Genomic DNA, 18239 nt, shown 5'->3' on the forward strand with positions numbered 1-18239 from the left:
CCGGCTCGGGCCGATTTTTCGGCGAAGCCATCAATTTTTAGGTTCTTTCGCTTATAACTGTCACATGCGTTCCGTTTTAGTTTGCGAGGCCTGAGTTCCCAGTACCCGCCTGGTTTCACACAACCGAGTAGGTCGGATGTCGGCCCTTTCATATGAGGTTTGAGAGCACAGTGACTATGGACGCTCCAGGAACTTTTTGACAAAATGTCCCCACTTCAAGTTCTCCCTGCGTGAAGCAGTGATACAATGAAAGGACTATGGCGAGTAATCTCCGCCGGGTGCGAAGGGACTTCGTTGTTCCAGTCGCGGTAGAGCCGAAGCGATTCACACGGATCGATGATCCTAAACTTGCGCTTGAGGTTGCTGCCCGTCGTGAGAAGAACAATCTCTCCGCAATACGTTCCGGGTTGCCTGCCGTCGGCTCAAAACTAGTCAATCGATACGGATTGGAGTTTGAAGTTGAGAGCCATGTCCACGTGCCGACTGCGAACTCAGTCCAAAGATGGCGTGAAGGCAGTCAATCCGATGCCGACCTGTTCCCCAGCATCATCCCTCAAAATCTCAGCGCGAAGCTAACAAGCTTTGTTGCAGCGGTGGATCGTTGCACAACCAAGACACTTCTGGTCCTTGATACGATGCCCTATGCCCGCAGAGACTCGGGAGTCCCCGAAGGTCATTGGGTTGATACGATTGGGAACGGCGGAGCCAACCTGCTCTTCATTGATGCCGCTCAGATTCATGAAAACCCACTTTGCCCATGAGATCGGCCACCTTTGGGTCCAGTATGTAGACCAGGCTGAAGATGAGCGAGTGATGGAGGACGTGAGCGATCCCGCCCGCTTGCATCAGCTTAGTTTCGTGCAGTCGTTCGTGACCGACCTTCGAGTCAATCAGATCATCGCGGAGAAGGGTTTCGATGTTTCGGTGATCTTCGAGGACCAGGCGGCGAGCATCGCATCACTAGGCAGGGCGATTGAAGCTGGATATCGACCAGAGAACTCACGCGAAGGGGTCTTCATGGCACTGGCCCTAGCCGCTCAGATTCTCGAGGAACGGAGCACGAGCAAAAACGAACTTGCCAAGCTGGAAGACACCTTGGAGAAGGTCACTCGCCTTGACCCTGAACTTGCGCGCTTGGCTACGGGCTTCGCTGATGCAGTTGTCCGATATGGTTACGAAACCAAAAGTCAGATTCGATCCTCAATTGATGAATGCCTGAAACTCGCATTCGACTACTCGGGCGACGGAATCGACCTAGAGCGAGACTTGGTGATCCCACCAATCTCTGAACCCGACTTTGACAAATATCCACAGTGGATTGAGGGTGCCTCGCCGCAAATGAAGTGCGAGGTGGGCCGGATCATGGCTCGGGAAGATATTCCCGACGGCTCAACGTGGTCTATATCGCCAGGGCCAGTCAACGCCAGCCTACTCTCCTTTGAGCTACCCGACGGAACGATTAGTGGGCCATGGACACTTGAACACTCGCAAACCTTTGCGACAGACATAGATAACATCCGGCGAATAAATGAAATGAATCGTCAAAACAGAGAACGACAAATGAAACACCCAACCAACGGAATGCCAAACTTTCCTGGCCAACCCCGCCGATTTTATATGACAGGCATGGCCAGGTTTCTGACCCGCGTTCGAGAAGCAGAATGGCTTGGCGGAGAGCATCCGTATGCCTACGCCATGAACAACCCGGTGACTTACACCGATCCGAGTGGGAACAAACCCTGCTTAAACATCGACAAGGACTGCGCAAAATTCGGTGTTCCATTCTCAGGATTTCAATCGATTGCAGAATCAGCCTGCAAAAATCTAGTTGACTGTTGGAAGGACAAGAAATGTAAGTCAGAGTTACAGGCTTGCCTGGACAAGATAGGTTGCTCGTCTGGACTCTTAGGGGATATGGTCAAGAAATGTGATGGAACTCACTGCGTTGATGTCTGGTGTTGTAAACCTGGTTGCTGTGGTTGCGAGAGCGACGGCTCTAACTTCGCACTCACGAAGAAGGGTACCTTTTACTACAATTGCGGAATAAACCTGTGTCAATCGTTCGGATCGTTAACTCATGCAAATCAAATCGCCACTTTTTTGCATGAAGTTTCTCATTGTAGCGGCACCGATGACATTGACGGAACACTTTCCCAAAAATGCAGTGCTCAAGACGTAGAGGCATGCATCTCTGTCGTATTCAAAAGGAACCGGCGATGAACAAAACTAACAAAATTGCGTTTTCCGTCGGCAGTGTTCTACTTGCGTCGGTATTGGTTCCTACCCTTATCCCTCAAACATTCAGAGTGTACCACACGTTCTCACTTCCAGTATACTTTAACGGTGCGAAAGTCAAGCGGTACGGAGTGTCGCACCTGCACAGCCAGGTTTTTGTGTCCTATTCAAACCACACCTGCGGCTCCATCTTTACCGGCCGAAGTTTCGTGACCGTTGTAGACGATAACGGTGAAGAGAAAACATACTACAGTTGGAAACTTTACCGCACACCAAACCCAGAACGCACCCGACTCACTCTCAGGTTTGAATGAGGATCGAAGTGCCACGTCAAAACAGGAAGCGATTATTGAAACACCAGACGATCAACGGAATGCCAAACATTCCTGGCCAACCCCGCCGATTTTATATGACAGGCATGGCCAGGTTTCTGACCCGCGTCCGAGAAGCCGAATGGCTCGGCGGTGAGCACCCCTATGCCTACGCGATGAACAATCCGGTGACCTACACTGACCCAGGTGGGAATCAGCCCAAGCGGGAAGGTGTTGCCTTCGCTCCCGGATACTGGAACAGCCCGTCTGTTCAGCCGTATAACAATTGTACGAACTACGCTTACAATCGGCCCTGCACCAGATTTTATGATCCAGGAAACACAGGTGATATACTCAATCCGGATGGGACATTTAGCTGCCACAAGATTATCTCTGGGGCATTGCGCGATGGCCTGAAGTGGCCAAATCCTCGCAAGTACAAGTCCGGTTGTGGCAAAGGCTGGCACAAGGTGTGTGTTTATGTCAGCAACTCAATTCCTGATTATCATTGGTACAGACAGGATGAGACCGGATATTGGTCAAACAAGCCCGGACAAACCCCTGCTGTGAACTGCCAATTCGGAACGAATATCCCGATAACAAATCCGGAGAAAGACGCCGATCAACGATCTTACACGAAGAAATGTGGATGCTTATGCGCGCCGAACAAGTGGTGGTAGCGCTTGTCGCGTGCCTTCTCATGTGCGGAGGTTGCAAAACGCAAACGGCAAGCAAACATACCATTGATAACCGAACAAGTCGCCGAACAAATCCTCTTGCAAGTAAAGCGTTCGATTACGATCACATTCCGGAAACCATCGAATCGCCTTTAGGCAAGTTAAGACTACTAACGATCGCCGAAAACCAAAGAGCCATCGATGATTGGGTGAAGTCGTTTCCGCTTCCCGCCAGGACATTTAAAGGAACTGTGCAAGGCAATCCAGAAGAGTCCTTTGTTGTGGTCGCTTATATTTCCAAATCGGGCTTTGCTTCATGGAATGTACATTTGTTTAGAAATGACCCGAATGGTCGCTGGCGTTGCTTGCTTTTCGTATCTGGACTGAATTTCGCCAAACCCGGTACGCGCATTTCAAGCGGGATGATGCCTGATACGAAGACGATTGTGCTGAAGGACGAGCGCAACAATGAGGTGGCTCGCTTCCCACTTTAAGTGGTCTTCCCCTGCGATTCGAAGTCTGGGAAGAATTCTTGCCCGGACCCGAACCCTGGTCGTAATCGGCGCTTTGCTCGTACTGCGACGCCGACGTTAGACCCGTTCTGAACACATTGTTCAACCGAGGGCGGGCGCAGGGCGTACACTAGAGTGGAATGCCCGACGGCCGGCCCTCCATATGGAAAAATCCCGCGGCGGTGCGTTTGCTCCTCATCGCCTTGCTGGCCGAGACTGCCTTCGCCACGCTAAACCTGGCCTCGATGCCGCACTACCTGCGCTCGGATCGCCTGTTTAGCCCGGGCATGATCGCCATTATCATGGCCAGTTTTATGCTCGCGGAGGCCGTGCTCAAAAGCCCGCTCGGCCACCTTGCCGACCGCGTGGGTTGTCGCCGCTTGCTGGTCATCGCGCCGCTTCTGAGCGCGGGCAGCGCTGTGCTGACGATCCTCGCGCCACGCACCGGCACCAGCCTCGATGTCGCCGTCATGATCGGCTTGCGGCTGGTGGATGGCGCGGCGGCGGCCATGATCTGGCCGGCGATGTTCAGCGCCATGGGCGAGACGAGCGACCAGGACCTGCAGCAAGAATCGCTGAGCCTGCTGAACAGCTGCTACTTCGTGGGCATTGCCCTCGCGTTCCCGATCTCGGGGTTCATCAATCAGCTGTTCGGCGCGACCGCGCGCGGTGTCATCGGCCAGTACGCGCCGAGCTTCTTGCTTGCGTTCGTCATGTTTGTCGCCTGCGCGGTGGTCGCCGCGACCTCGACTCTGCCGCAGAAAGTAGCTCATCACGAGGACCCGAGTCATGAGCCGGGCAACCTGCTCGACGCGTTCCGCCGCATTCCGCAGTTCATGATCATGGGGGCCGTGGTTTTTGTGGCGCTCGGCCTGCCGATGACGATCATCCAGTTTTTCGCCAAGGACCAGCTGAAGCTCAGCCAAGCCGGATTTGGCGCGTTGGTGCTGCCCGGCGCCATCGCCATGGCCCTGCTGAGCGCGCCCATCAGCAAGCTCGGCAAGCGCCTCGGCACGGCCACGAGCGTCCACCTGGGGCTCGCGATTTGCCTCAGCGGCATGATCGTCATCGCTCTCGGCCAGTTCATTCCAGCTTTGCGCACGCTGCTCGCATTCGGCATTGCGGGCTTGCCGCTCGGACTCGGATTCCTGCTCGCGATCCCCGCGTGGTACACCAGCGTCAGCGAGGTAGACCCCGCCCGACGCGGCAGCAACATCGGCGCGGTGATGGCCGCGCAAGGGCTCGGCGCGATTGTTGGCGGCATCATCGGCGGCAAAATCTATGGGCTGGGCTCGGCCTACGGGCCGTTCATTCTGTGCGCCATCGCCCTGGCCGTGAGTCTTGCCCTCAGCTATCGCCTGATTCCCCCACCCCCCAAAGCGCAACCCGAAATCGAAAGCTAACCGCCTGCCTCCGGTAAACTTACAGGCACTATGGCAGTCCGCATTGGTATTAACGGGTTTGGTCGTATTGGCCGCCTTTCGCTCCGCACCCTGCTCGCCCGCTACAAGGGCCAGTTCGACGTTGTGGCCGTCAACGACCTGACCGACTGCCGCACAAACGCGTACCTGTTTAAGTACGACTCGGTGTACGGACCCTTCGCCGGCCAAGTCGAGAACGACGACAAGTCGATCACCGTAGATGGCGACAAGATCACCGTGTTTGCCCAGACAGATCCGGCTCAGATTCCCTGGGGCGAAATGGGCTGCGATATCGTGATCGAAGCCACCGGCCGCTTTACCGACGCCAACCTGGCCGTGGCCCACAAAACAGGCGGCGCAAAGAAGGTCATTATCTCGGCTCCCGCCAAAAACGAAGACGTGACGATTGTGCTCGGCGTGAACGACAACATGTACGATCCGGCCAACCACCACGTGATTTCCAACGCGTCGTGCACCACCAACGGCCTCGCGCCGGTCGCCAAGATTCTGCACGAGAAGTTCGGCATCGAAAAGGGCCTGCTGACCACGGTCCACGCCTATACCAACTCGCAAAGCACGGTGGACACCGCCAAGAAGGATTTGCGCGACAGCCGAGCCGCCGCGGAGAACATCGTCCCGAGTTCGACCGGCGCGGCCAAGGCCGTTGGCTTGGTCATTCCCGAGCTTAAGGGCAAGTTCACCGGCATGGCGTTCCGCGTGCCAACTCCGACCGTTTCGGTCGTGGACTTCACCGCGATTCTTGGCAAGGAAACCTCGCCCGAGGAGATCAATGCGGCCGTGAAATCGTACGCCGACGGTCCGATGAAGGGCATCCTGCGCTACTCCGATGAAGAGCTGGTCTCGAGCGATCTGAAGGGCGACGCGCATAGCAGCATCTTCAGCGCGGTGGACACCATCGGCATGGGCAACTTCGTCAAGGTCGTCTCGTGGTACGACAACGAGTGGGGCTACAGCTGCCGTATCGCCGATCTCGTGAAGTTCATCAGCGACAAGGGCCTGTAAGCCAAACCTCGACCCCCGCGGCTGATTACCGCGGGGGTTTTTTCGTCGGTAAAGTTGCGGGGGTCGCGCTGCACAGCTGGAGAACCAACGCTCGTTCTAGTACACTGATAGGGTGAATCTGAAGTCGCTCTCCCTTGTCCTTGGCGCTCTGAGCCTTGGCGCAAGCGCCATGGCCGCCGACCTTTGGATGTGCTCCAACAACGGCATTCAGCGCATCGTTACGCTCAGCCCGGTGGATGGCAGCGTGGTGGACCAAAACTTCATCACGATGAGCGGCGTGTCGTCCGGACTTATTGCCCGCTGCGCAACGCAGATTGACGACCGCATCTACATGTCGGTGACCGCCAACAATGTCGTGCAGGTGTACACGCTCGACGGCGTTTTGGTGAACAGCATCACGGTCGCCACGCCGAATGGAATTCGCTACATCAATGGCGAAGTTTATGTGTGCAGCGGTGGCACGCCCAAGCAGGTCATTCGCATGACGAAATCCGGCTTGGTGCTCGGCAGTTTCACGGTTCCCGACAGCCCCATGGATGTGATCCAGGTTGGCAGCGAACTCCGCGTTTCGATCTACAACGCGAGCCAAACCACAAACATTTCGGCGATTCAACGCTACTCGTTGACCGGGATCGATCTCGGCGCTCTCTACACCAACATCGCCGGTCCGCAACAGATTCAACCGCTGAGCAACGGCAACCTGCTGGTGGGCGGGTTTGTCCAAACCGGCACCCGACCCAGCGGCATCTACGACATCACGTCGGCGGGCACGCTTGCCCCAGGATTGCCGAACCCGTTCGCCATCGGTTGGAAGGTGCGCGGCGTGGCTCTGCTCGACACCGGCAACTACTTGATGACCAAGGCCGACGGCATTTTCCTTTACAATAAGGCGACCGACCTGGAGACTTCGCTGACTACGGGTTCCGGCCACTTCATCAACCGTGTGAAGTACACGTCGGCCGACATCTCCGCGAACAACCCGGCGCTGACTGGCACCGATCGGCTCCGCAACGTGTTCGTCGAGCTTCGCGATACGTCGAACGGTAGCGTGGTGGCCAGCTTCACCAAGGTTGGTGGATTCGGCCCGGCCCTTAGCGCCACGGCGCGCACGTTTGCCAACAACGGCAACTACGACATCGCGATCCGATCCGAAGGCACTCTCTGGCGAATTCTCCGCAACCAGCCGTTCAACATCAACTCGGCGCTTAACGCGTCGGTGACGCTGGTCAGCGGCGACATCAAGGCGGACAACATCGTGGATATCGGCGACTACTCGCAACTGGCGATGGCGTTTGATGCGACTTCCGGCGACGCCAACTGGGCGACTCCCAACGGCGAAGGCATCGCTCCGCGCGACTGCGACCTGACCAATGACGGCTTTGTTGACATCGCCGACTACACCGTGCTCGCCGCCAACTTCGACGCCAGCGGGGACAACTAAGCTCTGATCAAGAAGGCGGTTGTTTTACTGAGCGGTGGCCTGGACAGCGCGACCGTGGCCGCGATTGCGCGCGCCGAAGGCTTTTCCGTGCACGCCATGACGATGAGCTACGGCCAGCGCCATGCGGTGGAGATAGAGGCGGCCAAGCGCGTCGCCGCCGGGCTCGGCGTGGCCGACCATATCCTTGTGGACATCCCGCTCGCCCAGTGGGGCGGTTCGGCGCTGACCGCCGATATCGCGGTGCCCAAGGGTCGCGACTCCGCGGAGATGGAGGCGAATATTCCGGTGACCTATGTTCCGGCGCGGAACACCGTGTTCCTTTCGTTTGCTTTGGGCTACGCCGAGGTCATCGGCGCGCGCGACATTTTCGCCGGGATGAACCAGGTGGACTACTCGGGCTATCCGGATTGTCGCCCGGAGTTTGTCGCCGCCTTTGAAAACCTGGCCAACCTCGCGACGAAGGCGGGCGTGGAGGGCGATCGGTTCCGCATTCACGCGCCGCTGATGAACATGGATAAGGCGCAGATTATTCGCCGCGGCGAGGAGCTTGGCGTGGACTTCGCCTGGACCCACAGCTGCTACGACCCGGGCCCCGATGGCCGCGCTTGCGGCGAATGCGATAGCTGCCTCATTCGCATTCGCGCATTCGCCGAGCTTGGCCGCACCGATCCGGTGCTCGCATGACCCGGCTCAGCGAGTTTTTCACCTCAGTGCAGGGCGAGGGCATTTGGATGGGCGTACCGAGTACCTTTGTGCGATTCTCCGGCTGCAATCTGCGGTGCGTGTGGTGCGACACGCCCTATGCGAGCTGGGCGCCCGAGGGGCCGCCCGTGGCTCCGGAGGACATTGTGGCGCGGGTAAGGGCGGCGGGCATGAACCACGTGGTTCTCACGGGCGGCGAACCCATGCTGTTTGACGATTTGGAGGTGATCTGCCGATCGTTGGGTGACGCGGGCCACACGATTACGATTGAAACCGCGGGCACGATTTTCCGCGACTTGCCCTGTGATCTCATGTCCATCAGCCCAAAGCTGAGCCACTCGACGCCGCGGGAGCGCCGACACGCCGACCCGTCGGTGACCACGGAGTTAAGCGCGACCTGGCCGGAGCGGCATGAGCAGGAGCGGCTCCAAATTCCGGTGCTGTCGCAGTTGATTGAGAGCTACAACCACCAGCTAAAGTTCGTGGTCGCCAATCCAGGTGACCTTCAGGAGATTGAGGAGTTGCTTGCGCAGTTGCCCGCGGTCAGTCCCGACCGGGTGTTGCTGATGCCCGAGGGCCGCGACTCGGCCGCGCTCAACGCCAGTTTGCGCGGGCTCGTGCCGCTCGCAATGGCCCGCGGTTGGCGTCTTGCACCCCGACTGCACATCGACCTTTTTGGAGATGTAAGAGAAACGTAAGAACTTTTTTCAGAGAAGTGTCACACTTTAGCCGTCAAACGACAATAAGAAGCAAGATGCCTCGAAAGAAGGCAGCAGAAGTACGCTCCGAGAAATCGAAGCAAAACAGAGACACAACCTTGGCTTGTTCCGACTGACCTCTCCTGGAACAAGCCTATTTTTTTGCCTCAAGTACAATAGGTTTCGTGAAGAAGCAACCCTCCGCCACCCCGCTCACCGTGATCCTCGTGGTGGTTTTGCTGGCTTCTCTCTATCTGCTCTGGATCCGTCCCATGCAATCTCCGCCGAAGGTCGAGGTCTCGTTTGAGCGATCCGTCCCCGCCGCAACCCCGAAATAAATGGTCCTATTTCGGCGAAGGTACTTCCGCTATTTTCGACCCATTTGAGTAAGATTTGTGAGAATACTTTCATGAATCCGAAAATTGGGGCCAAAAGTACTTCCGCTATTTGGCAAAAAGCACTTCCGCTATTCTCGCGAAAGTGCCCTTACTTGCTTAGCTAGGTGGCCTACTCGGTGCGGGCCTTCGCTTCTTCGATGTCCAGGTTTGTCGGGATGCGGAACCAGAATGTCGAGCCCTTGCCGACTTCCGACTCGGCCCAGATTTTGCCGAAGTGGACTTCTTCCACCAAGTGCTTGACCAGGAAGAGGCCAAGGCCCGTGCCATAGATCTTCCGGTTGTCGTCGTTGTTGACGCGGTGGAATCGTTCGAACACCTTGTTGATGTGCTCCTTCGGAATCCCCAGACCTTGGTCCTCGACGCCAATGAGCATCGTGTCGCCGGGCTCCATCGTCGCGTGAATAATCACGTCGCCGCCGTTGGGCGCGTACTTAATCGCGTTGTTCAGCAGGTTCGTCAGGGCCTGGTCGAGCTTATCTTGGTCAGCCACGATCAGCGCCGGCAGTTCGTTCTGCACGTCCAGCTTGATCGTGTGCTTCGAGGTGGATTGCTGCTGCACCTTCATCACCTTTTCGAGCAGGTCGCCCACGGAAACTTCGGTGTAGTTCGGCTTCAGCGATTCGCCCGCTTCGATGCGGCTCGTGTTGAGCAGGTCGTCAATAAGGCGGCGTAGGCGGTCGCACTCGTTCGTGACAATCGTCAAGAATTCACGGGTGTCGTCCTTGCTGTACAGATCGTCGTCAAGACCCTCGAGCAGCGTGCTGCTGAAGCCCTTGATGGCGGTGAGCGGCGTGCGGAGTTCGTGCGAGGCCATCGCCACAAACGTGCTCTTCATGCGCTCAATGTTCTTGATCTCGGTGACGTCGGTGAGAATGAGCACCACGCCGATTTCCTTGCCGTCTTCGCCGCGCACCTGCGCGCCTTGGACCTGGTAGATGCGGTCGCTGTTCTGCACCGAAACTTCAATCTCAATGACTTGGCTTTCCTCGCCGCGACGGATCAGATCGATCAGCGCTTCGAGCTTGGGCTGGTTGCGCACGACTTCGGGGAATGGCTTGCCGGCAACTTCGCCCGTGGTCGTGCCGAACATGGCGCGCGCCGAGCTGTTCATCTGGTTGATGCGTCCGTCCGAGCTCACGAGCATCAGGCCGGCGGACAGCGATTCGAACGTTTGGAGCAGCTCTTCGCGCTCTTCCACGACTTCGCGGTACAGCTGCAGGTTGGCGATAATCGAACCCACGTTCTTCGCCATGCGCTCCAGCAGTCGCACGTCTTCTTCGTTAAAATCTTCGCCGTGACGCTTGTTAAAGGCGTGCAACACGCCGATCATGCTGCGCTCGACGACGCGGTTTTCTTCGTCGCGCTTTTCGATGACGAGCGGCACGGTGATGGAATTCTGGGCACCGATCAGGGCGAAGTGGTCGTCCTCGCTGCGCTTGTCTTCGATCACGTTGTGAACGATCAGCGGCTCGCCCGAGCGGAATACTTCGCCGCTAATGCCGTGCGTGGCCCGAACCCGGAAGACGTCCAGGTGATCGTCGTCGATGTTGAACGCCGGAGGAATGCCAATGAGTTCACCGCGCTCGCGGTCAAAGAACATGATCGCAATCTTCTCGGCTTGCAGAATCATGGCGATCCGTTGCACGAGTCGTCGCAGCGTTGCCTCACCCTCAGTAATCGGGGTGGCGGCCTCCATCGTGCCCTCGGCACCACGAGCCTGTCCAGCTTGCGCGCGCAGTTGCGTGAGTTCAGCTTCGAGGGCGGCGACCTGTTTGCGCAGGCTCTCTAACTCTTGATTGGGGTCCATCACAGCCATGTATCCAAACTGACCACCAGTGGGTCAGACATTGTCGCATTGTACCTAGCACGAGTCGGTTCGGGCGAAGCCCACGAAATGGAATCGGTCATAATGAGGCCCAGATGGCGCACTTGGAGGAATTGCCGCTTTTTCCGCTGCATAGCGTCCTGTTCCCCTACTCGTCTCTTCATCTCAACGTATTTGAGGACCGATATCGCCAAATGATTCGGACCTGCCTAGAATTTGACCAACCTTTTGGCATCGTGCTGATTCGCAGTGGTCAGGAAGTAGGCGATCTCGCCGAGCCATTTTTGATCGGCACCGCCGTGCGCATCGCGAGCATGGAAGAACTGCCGGATGGTCGGCTCGATGTTCATGTCGAAGGCGAGCGCCGATTCCGCGTGCGGCGCCTCGACGAATCGCAGCCGTATCTGATCGGGCATGTGGAGCCCGTCGGCGAAGTCGAAGTCGAGAATCCGGTGCGCACCGAAGCTCTGATGGCGCGCGCCACGGAGCTGTTCCAAGACCTGATCCAGATGGAAATTGGGCGACGCGACTTTAACGTCGAGATCCGCGCGAGCCGCGACCCGAGCGTGCTGTCGTTCGTCATCGCCGGGTTTCTGCCGATGGAAAATCTCGACAAGCAACGCCTGCTCGAACTCACCGACCCCGACGAGCGGCTTTCGATTTTGATCGGGGTGATGGAGAAATCGCTGGCGGATAGCATTCAGCCGAAGTTGCTGCGGGTGGGGATTGAGCACTTCCGCGACTGGGTCTGCGACAACTAATTCAGGGCCACGACTTGATCGGAGGTGTTTAGCTTCGCCATCTCGCCGCGCCGGGCTTTGTGCCCCCATGCGGCAATCTTTGGCCAATTGCGGATGATTCGGGCCGCATCGTCATACAGCTTCTCATTTTTGGGCGACTGCCGAATGTAAATCGCCCGGCACCCATGCTTTCGCAACGCGGCTAGCTCAGCCTGGCGTCGTCGCTGATTCTGGTCCTTGCTAACGATGATCCATTCGCGGCGACCACATTCCGGGATCCATTCAAGGTCAGGCGTATCCGTGGCGAACTTATCACGGAGCGCAAAAATCTCAACGTCATCGGGCGGCACCAACTCTCGAAGCGCATTAACCACGCGAAACGAAATGTCGTTATCGAACAGAAACGTGACCAACTAAGCCTCGCTCAAACTCAACCGCATCCTTCACGGCATTGGCCGTAGTGCCGTAGAACCACGAAACTTGGGCCGGAGTTTCCCCCGCCAAAACCGCGCTTGCCAGCACAAAGGTATGCGTTCCCGAAGTGTCGTCAATCGGCTTGCCAAAGGCGCGCGTAGGAGTTACGAGAACCGCGTGACTGGCGCCAAGCGGACGCCACTCAGACGTAAAGTCGCCGAGGTGCACAAGCTGCTTGCCTAAGGTCGCGAACAGCACCGCCTGCCCCGAGAGCGCCCCGCGCCACTCCTCGTTTTCTTTGGTCAACAGTTCACGCCCACCGACCGCGAAACGCTGCGTGGCGAACGGATAGTCCACGTCCCACTCGGAGCGGTACCGATTCGCGACTTGCCGAATCAGGTCAAGCTTGATGCCGATGCGTCGAAACTCGCGCACGTACATCAACTCCACGAGGTCGCCAAAAGATAACGTTGGCTCAGCCTTTGGGGCAAGAACAGGCGAGTATTGCTTAGGTCCAGTGCGCAACTCTTGCACATATCCGCGCACCCACCGCCACAAAGTGGCCGATGGCGTGCGCAGCAATCGTGCCGCATCGCTGACCGAGTACAGTCCAATCCCTAGACTCTCTTCACGTTGATCCATAGCCAAAGTTTCGACGTCGCAAGTATACAGCGAACTTACAAAATCTCCGCCAAAACTTGATTACACAGCGGCCTTCCCGCCGCCGTCAGCACCAGTCGATCGCCCTCGCGGGCGACCCAATCCCGCGCCAACGCGCGCTCCACACCCGCCGAATCCAGCGCGGGCTCGCTGGCCGCGACCCCGTCGTTCAAGCGCAACCCCAGCATCACCCGCTCAAAAGCCAGCATGTCGTCGGTTACGTCCTCGCCGTCGCAGCTGAGTTCGGCGCCCTGCTCCACCGCGTCGCAGTAGCGCTCGGGGTGCTTCATGTTCGTCGAGCGGCGTCGGCCAACGCGGCCCACTGCGCCCGGACCGTACCCGGCGTACTCCTCGGCGCGCCAATAGCAAAGGTTGTGCTGGCACTCACGACCCGGGCGGGCGAAGTTGCTGATCTCATACTGGCCGAGGCCATTTTCGTGCGCCACGCGGGCGGCCACCGACAGCATTTCCAAATGATCGTCCTCGCTCGGGAGGTTCAAGAGCCCGCGCCGATCGTAGCGATAAAATCGCGTGTTGGCCTCAATCGTCAAGCCGTACAGGCTCAGGTGCTCAGGCCGAAGCAACATCGCCAGCTCAAGATTGTTCGCCCAGGCACGGGGCGTTTGACCAGGCAACCCGAAAATCAGGTCGAGATTCAGATTGTCGAACCCCGCTTGGCGGGCCGCGAGCACCGCGCGACCAATGTCGCTGGCATCATGGACGCGGCCCAGGCGCATGAGGTCGCCGCTCGCGAAACTCTGCGCGCCGAGGCTCAGCCGGTTGAACCCCGCCTCACGCATCGCGGCAAACTTGGGCGTGTCCACTGTGCCGGGATTTCCTTCGCTAGTGATCTCACAGCCAGCCACGGGCGGATGCGTCGCCAACACCGCCGCCAGCAACCGACAAATCTGTTCGGACGACAAGAACGTCGGCGTTCCGCCCCCAAAAAAGACCGTCTTCGCGGGCCGCCCCGCAATCGGCGAACTCAGAATCTCGCGTTCCATTGCTTGTACCGTGCGTTCGTGAATGTCGCCCGTCATCGCGTAGCTATTGAAGTCGCAGTAGCCGCATTTGCTCGGGCAAAACGGCACGTGCACGTACACGGCAATCGGCTCAGCCATGGCCCATCCGCCGCTCGGCTTCCTGCTCCAGCCGATTCATTTCGTCCTGCAATTGCTGTTTCAGCGCCAGCATTTCTTCGGCGGAGGCGGTGCGCGGAACCAGAATCGGCTCCCCGAAAATCATGATCGCCCGCGAAAACAGCTTCGGCACCATGTAGCTGTCCCACGTTCCGATGAGCCAGCGCCGCGCCGCGCTGACACCGACCGGCACAATCTCCGCGCCGCTCTTTTGGGCCATCGCGATGATGCCGTCCTGCACGATATGCGTCGGACCGCGCGGCCCGTCGGGCGTAAACGCCATCGTCTCGCCTTGTTTGAGCACGCGGATACTCTCGACGAGCACCTTGACCGCGCCGCGATTACTACTCCCACGGATGGTCTTGTAGCCGAACCGCGTGAAGATGCGATTCTGCATTTCGCCATCGCGGCTGGTGCTGATGATCGTCCACAACCCCTTATGCCGGAACAGGGTAGCGGCGATAAACGTGCGCCCATGCCAACCCGAGAAAATGCGTCCGCCCGGCTTGCCCTCGTACCGGTCGAGCCCCTCGACCGTGAGCCGAAGCGACATGCCGATGAGGCGCACCACCCAGTAAATCGGCGCGCTCAGCACGTAGGGCCGGACGGACCGCCACCACCGCTTCATGGCAACAGCCCCCGCGCGCGAGCGGTGCTCGTGGCGTCGTCCATCGGATAATCGCGAAGCAGCGTCTGGGCGAAATCGGGGTCAATGCTCGCCAGAGCAAGCAGCGCCTGCGGTCGCTGAGGATCATCCATTTCCTGCGCGACGCTGCGCAGCAACACTTCCGCCGCCTCGGGTTCGGACTCGCGCCATTCGTCGGCGAGGCGACAACGGCGCATGCTCGGCCACCGCTGCAGGCCGCCAATTTCGCCTAATCTCAGCGCGGCCCGCACCCGCGACTCGTGATCGCTCGAGCCCAACACTTGGATGAGCAGCTCGGATTCCTCGCGGGCGTGGCCGAGGTCGCGGTGCGCCTCGGCAAGCGCGACCTTCGCCCGCACGTCGCCGGGATGCTCCTTTAAGTGCTGCTCGGCGACCACCAGCGCGGCGCTTGGCCCCATCTGATTGATGCGATCGAGAACCTCGTGGCCAAATGCCAGCTTGTCGGCGGCCGGCAACCGCAGCAGCAACGCCAGCAGCAATCCGGCGAGCGCGCCACCGAGGTGAGCCCAATACGAAACGCCGCCGGGAATGTCGCCGAGCACAAAAAACGCGCCGACCACTTGCAGGGCCAGCCACAGGCCGACCACCATCGGCACCGTGACACTGACCCGCGGCGCAAGCGGCACCCGCACGCTAAAAAACCGCACGCTGGCGACCATGACCAGCCCCGCGATGGCGCCGCTCGCGCCCATTAGCGCGAGGTTGGTGGAGGAGGCTCCGGCCAACGCGACATGCGCAAGATTGCCGACGATCCCCGCAACAACAAACACGAGCACGGTTTTGGCGGGCCCGATGGTGAATTCCAGCGGCGGCCCGGCCGCCGCCAAAAACAGCATGTTGCCGAGCAGGTGAAACAGGTTCGCGTGGAGCAGAATCGAGCCCATCAGCGGCAAGCCCCACGGCTCGCGCGGACGGAATCCGAGGTGGTCAACCAGTTCGGGGCGCAAAAACACCGCCACCGCCGCGCCCAGCTGAAGCGCGATGAGCAGCAAGGTGGCAACGGGGATGCGCGCCCGGGAGGTCACAGCTTTTCGTAGACTGATTCTGGAATCTCGACGTTCGTGTAGGTTTCCTTCACGTCGTCCAGCTCTTCCAAAACATCCAACAACTTCGCCAATCGCAGCATGTCGTCTTCGCTGGGCGTGGCCATGTTGGTGGGCACGTAGGTCAGATAGCTTTCCTTCGGCGCCATGCCCGCTGCGCGCAGCCCTTCGGCCACCAGGTGCAGGTCTTTGCTTTCGGTGCGCACCAGGTAGACCTCATCTTCCACCACCACGTCTTCGGCGCCGGCTTCCAGCGCGGCCATGGTGACCGTCTCTTCATCGCCTGCGGTTTTGTCGAGCACGACTTCGCCCAGGTACTTGAACTGCCACATCACCGAGCCGTTTTCGCCGAGCGCGCAGCCGTTTTTGGTAAAGGCGTGGCGAAGGTCGGCCACGGTGCGGTTGCGGTTTTCGGAATAGCATTCGACAATAACCGCCGAGCCGCCAGGGCCACCGCCCTCGTAGGTGATTTCTTCGTAGTCGGCGCCTTCGATTTCGCCAGTTCCGCGCTGAATGGCGCGCTTGATGTTTTCGGCGGGAACGCCGCTGACGCGGGCGGTTTCGAGCACACTACGCAACCTGGCGTTGAGGGCGGGATCGCCGCCGGACTTCGCCGCCATGATGATCTCGCGGCTAATTTTCGTGAAGAGCTTGCCGCGCAAGGCGTCCTGCTTGCCCTTGCGGTGCTGAATATTCTTCCATTTACTGTGGCCGGCCATGCCTTATTTTGGCATGCAGAGCAACGGACCGCCCACACGTCTAATCAGGCAGATTGGACTGGACAGTTCGAGATACTGGTCCGCGGTACCCCAGGAGCCCCCATCCAAAAAAGAACAAACCCCGCCGAAGCGGGGTCTGTCTGTCTTTCGCGGATGAAAGTGTTTCATTAGCCTCGAAGCAGGTTGAGCACTGCTTGCGGAGACTGGTTGGCTTGCGCAAGGACCGAGAGGCCGCTTTGCTGCAGAATCTGGTACTTCGTGAAGACCGACATTTCTTCGGCCACGTCCACGTCTCGAATCGCGGATTCGCTGGCGGTCAAGTTTTCCTTGGCCACGGCAAGAGCGCGGTTGTTCGATTCCAGCACGTTTCGCATGAAGTTACCGATGGTGCCTCGGATTCCGGCAATGGTGCCGATCGCGGTTTCGATGGCGGCCATCGAAGCGTTGGTACCGGTGGCCGACGTGATGTCCAGACCCGAGAGGCCGAGACTTGCCGACGAGGTACTCGTGATCGAGAGTTGCGTCGTTTGGCCTGCGTTTGCCCCGATTTGGAACTGAGCCGCTCCAGCGTAGGCATAGCCGATTACGGTGTTGGCGGCAATGGCACCCACGCTACCCACCAGACTGAAGCGGTTACCCGCCGCGTCGGTGAGGGTCAAGCCATCATCCGAACCCCGAACCGTGAACTCCGACATAATGCCGCCGATGGAGATGTTGACGCCACCGTTGGCACCGCCTCCCCCAACGTTGGCACCACCCGTAAGGGTCGCGGTGCCGGCTGTGGCCTGAACCAGACCGCCGGTATCGCTAACGCTGACGTTGTTGCCGACCGAACCAAACTTGTTGGAGGTCAAGCGGAAGTTGAAGTTGCCGGAGCCGGCATCAATCAGTTCAGCCGTCACACCCATGTCGTTCGACTTGGCGTTGATGGAGTCGCGGAGCTGCGCATTGGTCATGCCGGCTGTCACATTCACCGTTACCCCGTTGATCGTGATCGAGCCAGTTGACCCCACTGCGGCGGCGAGTGCGGCGGACATACTGGCTGCGGCGACGGTTCGGGAACCATTGAGTGCAGCTTGGGCGGGCAGAGAGCTAATACCGCCGGTGCCGAGCGTGATGTTTCCGCTCTGAAGAATCGCCGAGGTGCCCAGCGTGCCGCCCAGGGTTAGCCCCGCGACCTTGCTGTGCGTCACCGACGCCTTCACACCGACGCTGCCGTCAAGCAGACGCTTCGTGCCGTAAGTGGTTTGAGACGTAATTCGATCGATTGATTCGAGGATCGAATTGAACTGGTTTTGGTTGGCTTGCTTCTGTTCCGGCGACAGCGTGGCATCGTTACCATTGGCAACGGCCAAAGCGCGAGCATCGCGGAGCAGAGTGCTGACTTCGTTGAGCGCGCCTTCTGCCGTCTTGGCAAAGTTGGTGGCATCGCTGTTGTTCCGAAGAGCCTGGTCGAGGGCGCCGATTTGGGCGCGGAAGCCTTCTGAGATTTGCAGACCGGCGGGATCATCGGCCCCGCTGTTGATGCGCAGACCCGTCGAGAGTCGGCTCACCGATTTGCTATACATCTTGTTCGTGTCCCCGAGGTTTCGGAGAGTGTTCATCGACAGAAGG

The 18239-nt window shown here is 58.9% G+C and carries 19 protein-coding genes; 11 read left to right on the forward strand and 8 right to left on the reverse strand.

The window, feature by feature from the left end:
- Window positions 1-257: 257 nt before the first annotated feature.
- The 10 genes from JNJ45_07505 to JNJ45_07550 all read left to right on the forward strand — a co-directional run bounded on the left by JNJ45_07505 (window position 258) and on the right by JNJ45_07550 (window position 9358).
- On the forward strand, window positions 258-761 hold the full coding sequence (locus JNJ45_07505; GenBank protein ID MBL8048510.1) for a hypothetical protein: 504 nt from the start codon (window positions 258-260) through the stop codon (window positions 759-761).
- Complete coding sequence (locus tag JNJ45_07510; protein ID MBL8048511.1) at window positions 739-2220, forward strand: hypothetical protein; 1482 nt, start codon at window positions 739-741, stop codon at window positions 2218-2220. The genes JNJ45_07505 and JNJ45_07510 overlap by 23 nt, the downstream gene beginning before the upstream one ends.
- A gap of 325 nt (window positions 2221-2545) precedes the next feature.
- On the forward strand, window positions 2546-3226 hold the full coding sequence (locus JNJ45_07515) for a hypothetical protein (protein MBL8048512.1): 681 nt from the start codon (window positions 2546-2548) through the stop codon (window positions 3224-3226).
- The gene (locus JNJ45_07520; GenBank protein ID MBL8048513.1) at window positions 3202-3717 is read left to right on the forward strand and encodes a hypothetical protein; all 516 of its coding nucleotides are present in this window, start codon (window positions 3202-3204) and stop codon (window positions 3715-3717) included. Before JNJ45_07515 ends, JNJ45_07520 begins: the two co-directional genes overlap by 25 nt.
- Window positions 3718-3917: 200 nt before the next feature.
- The gene (locus tag JNJ45_07525; protein MBL8048514.1) at window positions 3918-5138 is read left to right on the forward strand and encodes an MFS transporter; all 1221 of its coding nucleotides are present in this window, start codon (window positions 3918-3920) and stop codon (window positions 5136-5138) included.
- Window positions 5139-5168: 30 nt separating this feature from the next.
- Complete coding sequence (gap, locus tag JNJ45_07530) at window positions 5169-6179, forward strand: type I glyceraldehyde-3-phosphate dehydrogenase (protein MBL8048515.1); 1011 nt, start codon at window positions 5169-5171, stop codon at window positions 6177-6179.
- 112 nt (window positions 6180-6291) lie between these two features.
- Window positions 6292-7620: a hypothetical protein gene (locus JNJ45_07535; protein ID MBL8048516.1), complete on the forward strand. Its 1329-nt coding sequence runs from the start codon at window positions 6292-6294 to the stop codon at window positions 7618-7620.
- Between the two features lie 3 nt (window positions 7621-7623).
- Window positions 7624-8304 (forward strand): 7-cyano-7-deazaguanine synthase QueC, encoded by a 681-nt coding sequence (queC, locus tag JNJ45_07540; protein ID MBL8048517.1) that lies wholly within the window; start codon window positions 7624-7626, stop codon window positions 8302-8304.
- Window positions 8301-9020 (forward strand): 7-carboxy-7-deazaguanine synthase QueE, encoded by a 720-nt coding sequence (locus JNJ45_07545; GenBank protein ID MBL8048518.1) that lies wholly within the window; start codon window positions 8301-8303, stop codon window positions 9018-9020. The genes queC and JNJ45_07545 overlap by 4 nt, the downstream gene beginning before the upstream one ends.
- A gap of 185 nt (window positions 9021-9205) precedes the next feature.
- Window positions 9206-9358: a hypothetical protein gene (locus tag JNJ45_07550; GenBank protein ID MBL8048519.1), complete on the forward strand. Its 153-nt coding sequence runs from the start codon at window positions 9206-9208 to the stop codon at window positions 9356-9358.
- A gap of 169 nt (window positions 9359-9527) precedes the next feature.
- Here the strand turns inward: JNJ45_07550 and JNJ45_07555 are convergent, their stop codons facing one another.
- A complete protein-coding gene (locus tag JNJ45_07555; protein ID MBL8048520.1) occupies window positions 9528-11225 on the reverse strand; it encodes a PAS domain S-box protein in 1698 nt (565 codons plus the stop codon).
- A 113-nt stretch (window positions 11226-11338) separates the two neighbouring features.
- Here JNJ45_07555 and JNJ45_07560 point away from each other — a divergent pair, with 113 nt between their 5' ends.
- Complete coding sequence (locus JNJ45_07560) at window positions 11339-12004, forward strand: LON peptidase substrate-binding domain-containing protein (GenBank protein ID MBL8048521.1); 666 nt, start codon at window positions 11339-11341, stop codon at window positions 12002-12004.
- On the opposite strand, the gene JNJ45_07565 is transcribed toward JNJ45_07560, so the two are convergent.
- The 7 genes from JNJ45_07565 to JNJ45_07595 form a co-directional block, all read right to left on the reverse strand.
- A complete protein-coding gene (locus JNJ45_07565) occupies window positions 12001-12357 on the reverse strand; it encodes a hypothetical protein (protein ID MBL8048522.1) in 357 nt (118 codons plus the stop codon). The two genes, JNJ45_07560 and JNJ45_07565, sit on opposite strands and share 4 nt — an antisense overlap.
- A 16-nt stretch (window positions 12358-12373) precedes the next feature.
- Complete coding sequence (locus JNJ45_07570; protein MBL8048523.1) at window positions 12374-13039, reverse strand: MerR family transcriptional regulator; 666 nt, start codon at window positions 13037-13039, stop codon at window positions 12374-12376.
- A gap of 35 nt (window positions 13040-13074) precedes the next feature.
- Window positions 13075-14178 carry a radical SAM family heme chaperone HemW gene (gene hemW, locus JNJ45_07575; protein MBL8048524.1) on the reverse strand — a complete coding sequence of 368 codons (1104 nt, stop codon included), beginning with the start codon at window positions 14176-14178 and terminating at the stop codon, window positions 13075-13077.
- Window positions 14171-14824 carry a lysophospholipid acyltransferase family protein gene (locus JNJ45_07580; protein ID MBL8048525.1) on the reverse strand — a complete coding sequence of 218 codons (654 nt, stop codon included), beginning with the start codon at window positions 14822-14824 and terminating at the stop codon, window positions 14171-14173. The genes hemW and JNJ45_07580 overlap by 8 nt, the downstream gene beginning before the upstream one ends.
- On the reverse strand, window positions 14821-15888 hold the full coding sequence (locus JNJ45_07585) for a rhomboid family intramembrane serine protease (protein ID MBL8048526.1): 1068 nt from the start codon (window positions 15886-15888) through the stop codon (window positions 14821-14823). The genes JNJ45_07580 and JNJ45_07585 overlap by 4 nt, the downstream gene beginning before the upstream one ends.
- On the reverse strand, window positions 15885-16625 hold the full coding sequence (locus tag JNJ45_07590) for a YebC/PmpR family DNA-binding transcriptional regulator (protein MBL8048527.1): 741 nt from the start codon (window positions 16623-16625) through the stop codon (window positions 15885-15887). The genes JNJ45_07585 and JNJ45_07590 overlap by 4 nt, the downstream gene beginning before the upstream one ends.
- 167 nt (window positions 16626-16792) lie before the next feature.
- Window positions 16793-18229 (reverse strand): hypothetical protein, encoded by a 1437-nt coding sequence (locus JNJ45_07595; GenBank protein ID MBL8048528.1) that lies wholly within the window; start codon window positions 18227-18229, stop codon window positions 16793-16795.
- Window positions 18230-18239: the final 10 nt, after the last annotated feature.

Origin of the sequence: Chthonomonas sp., from assembly GCA_016788425.1 — a bacterium.
In the GTDB taxonomy this organism is placed as follows: Bacteria; Armatimonadota; Fimbriimonadia; order Fimbriimonadales; family Fimbriimonadaceae; genus JAEURQ01.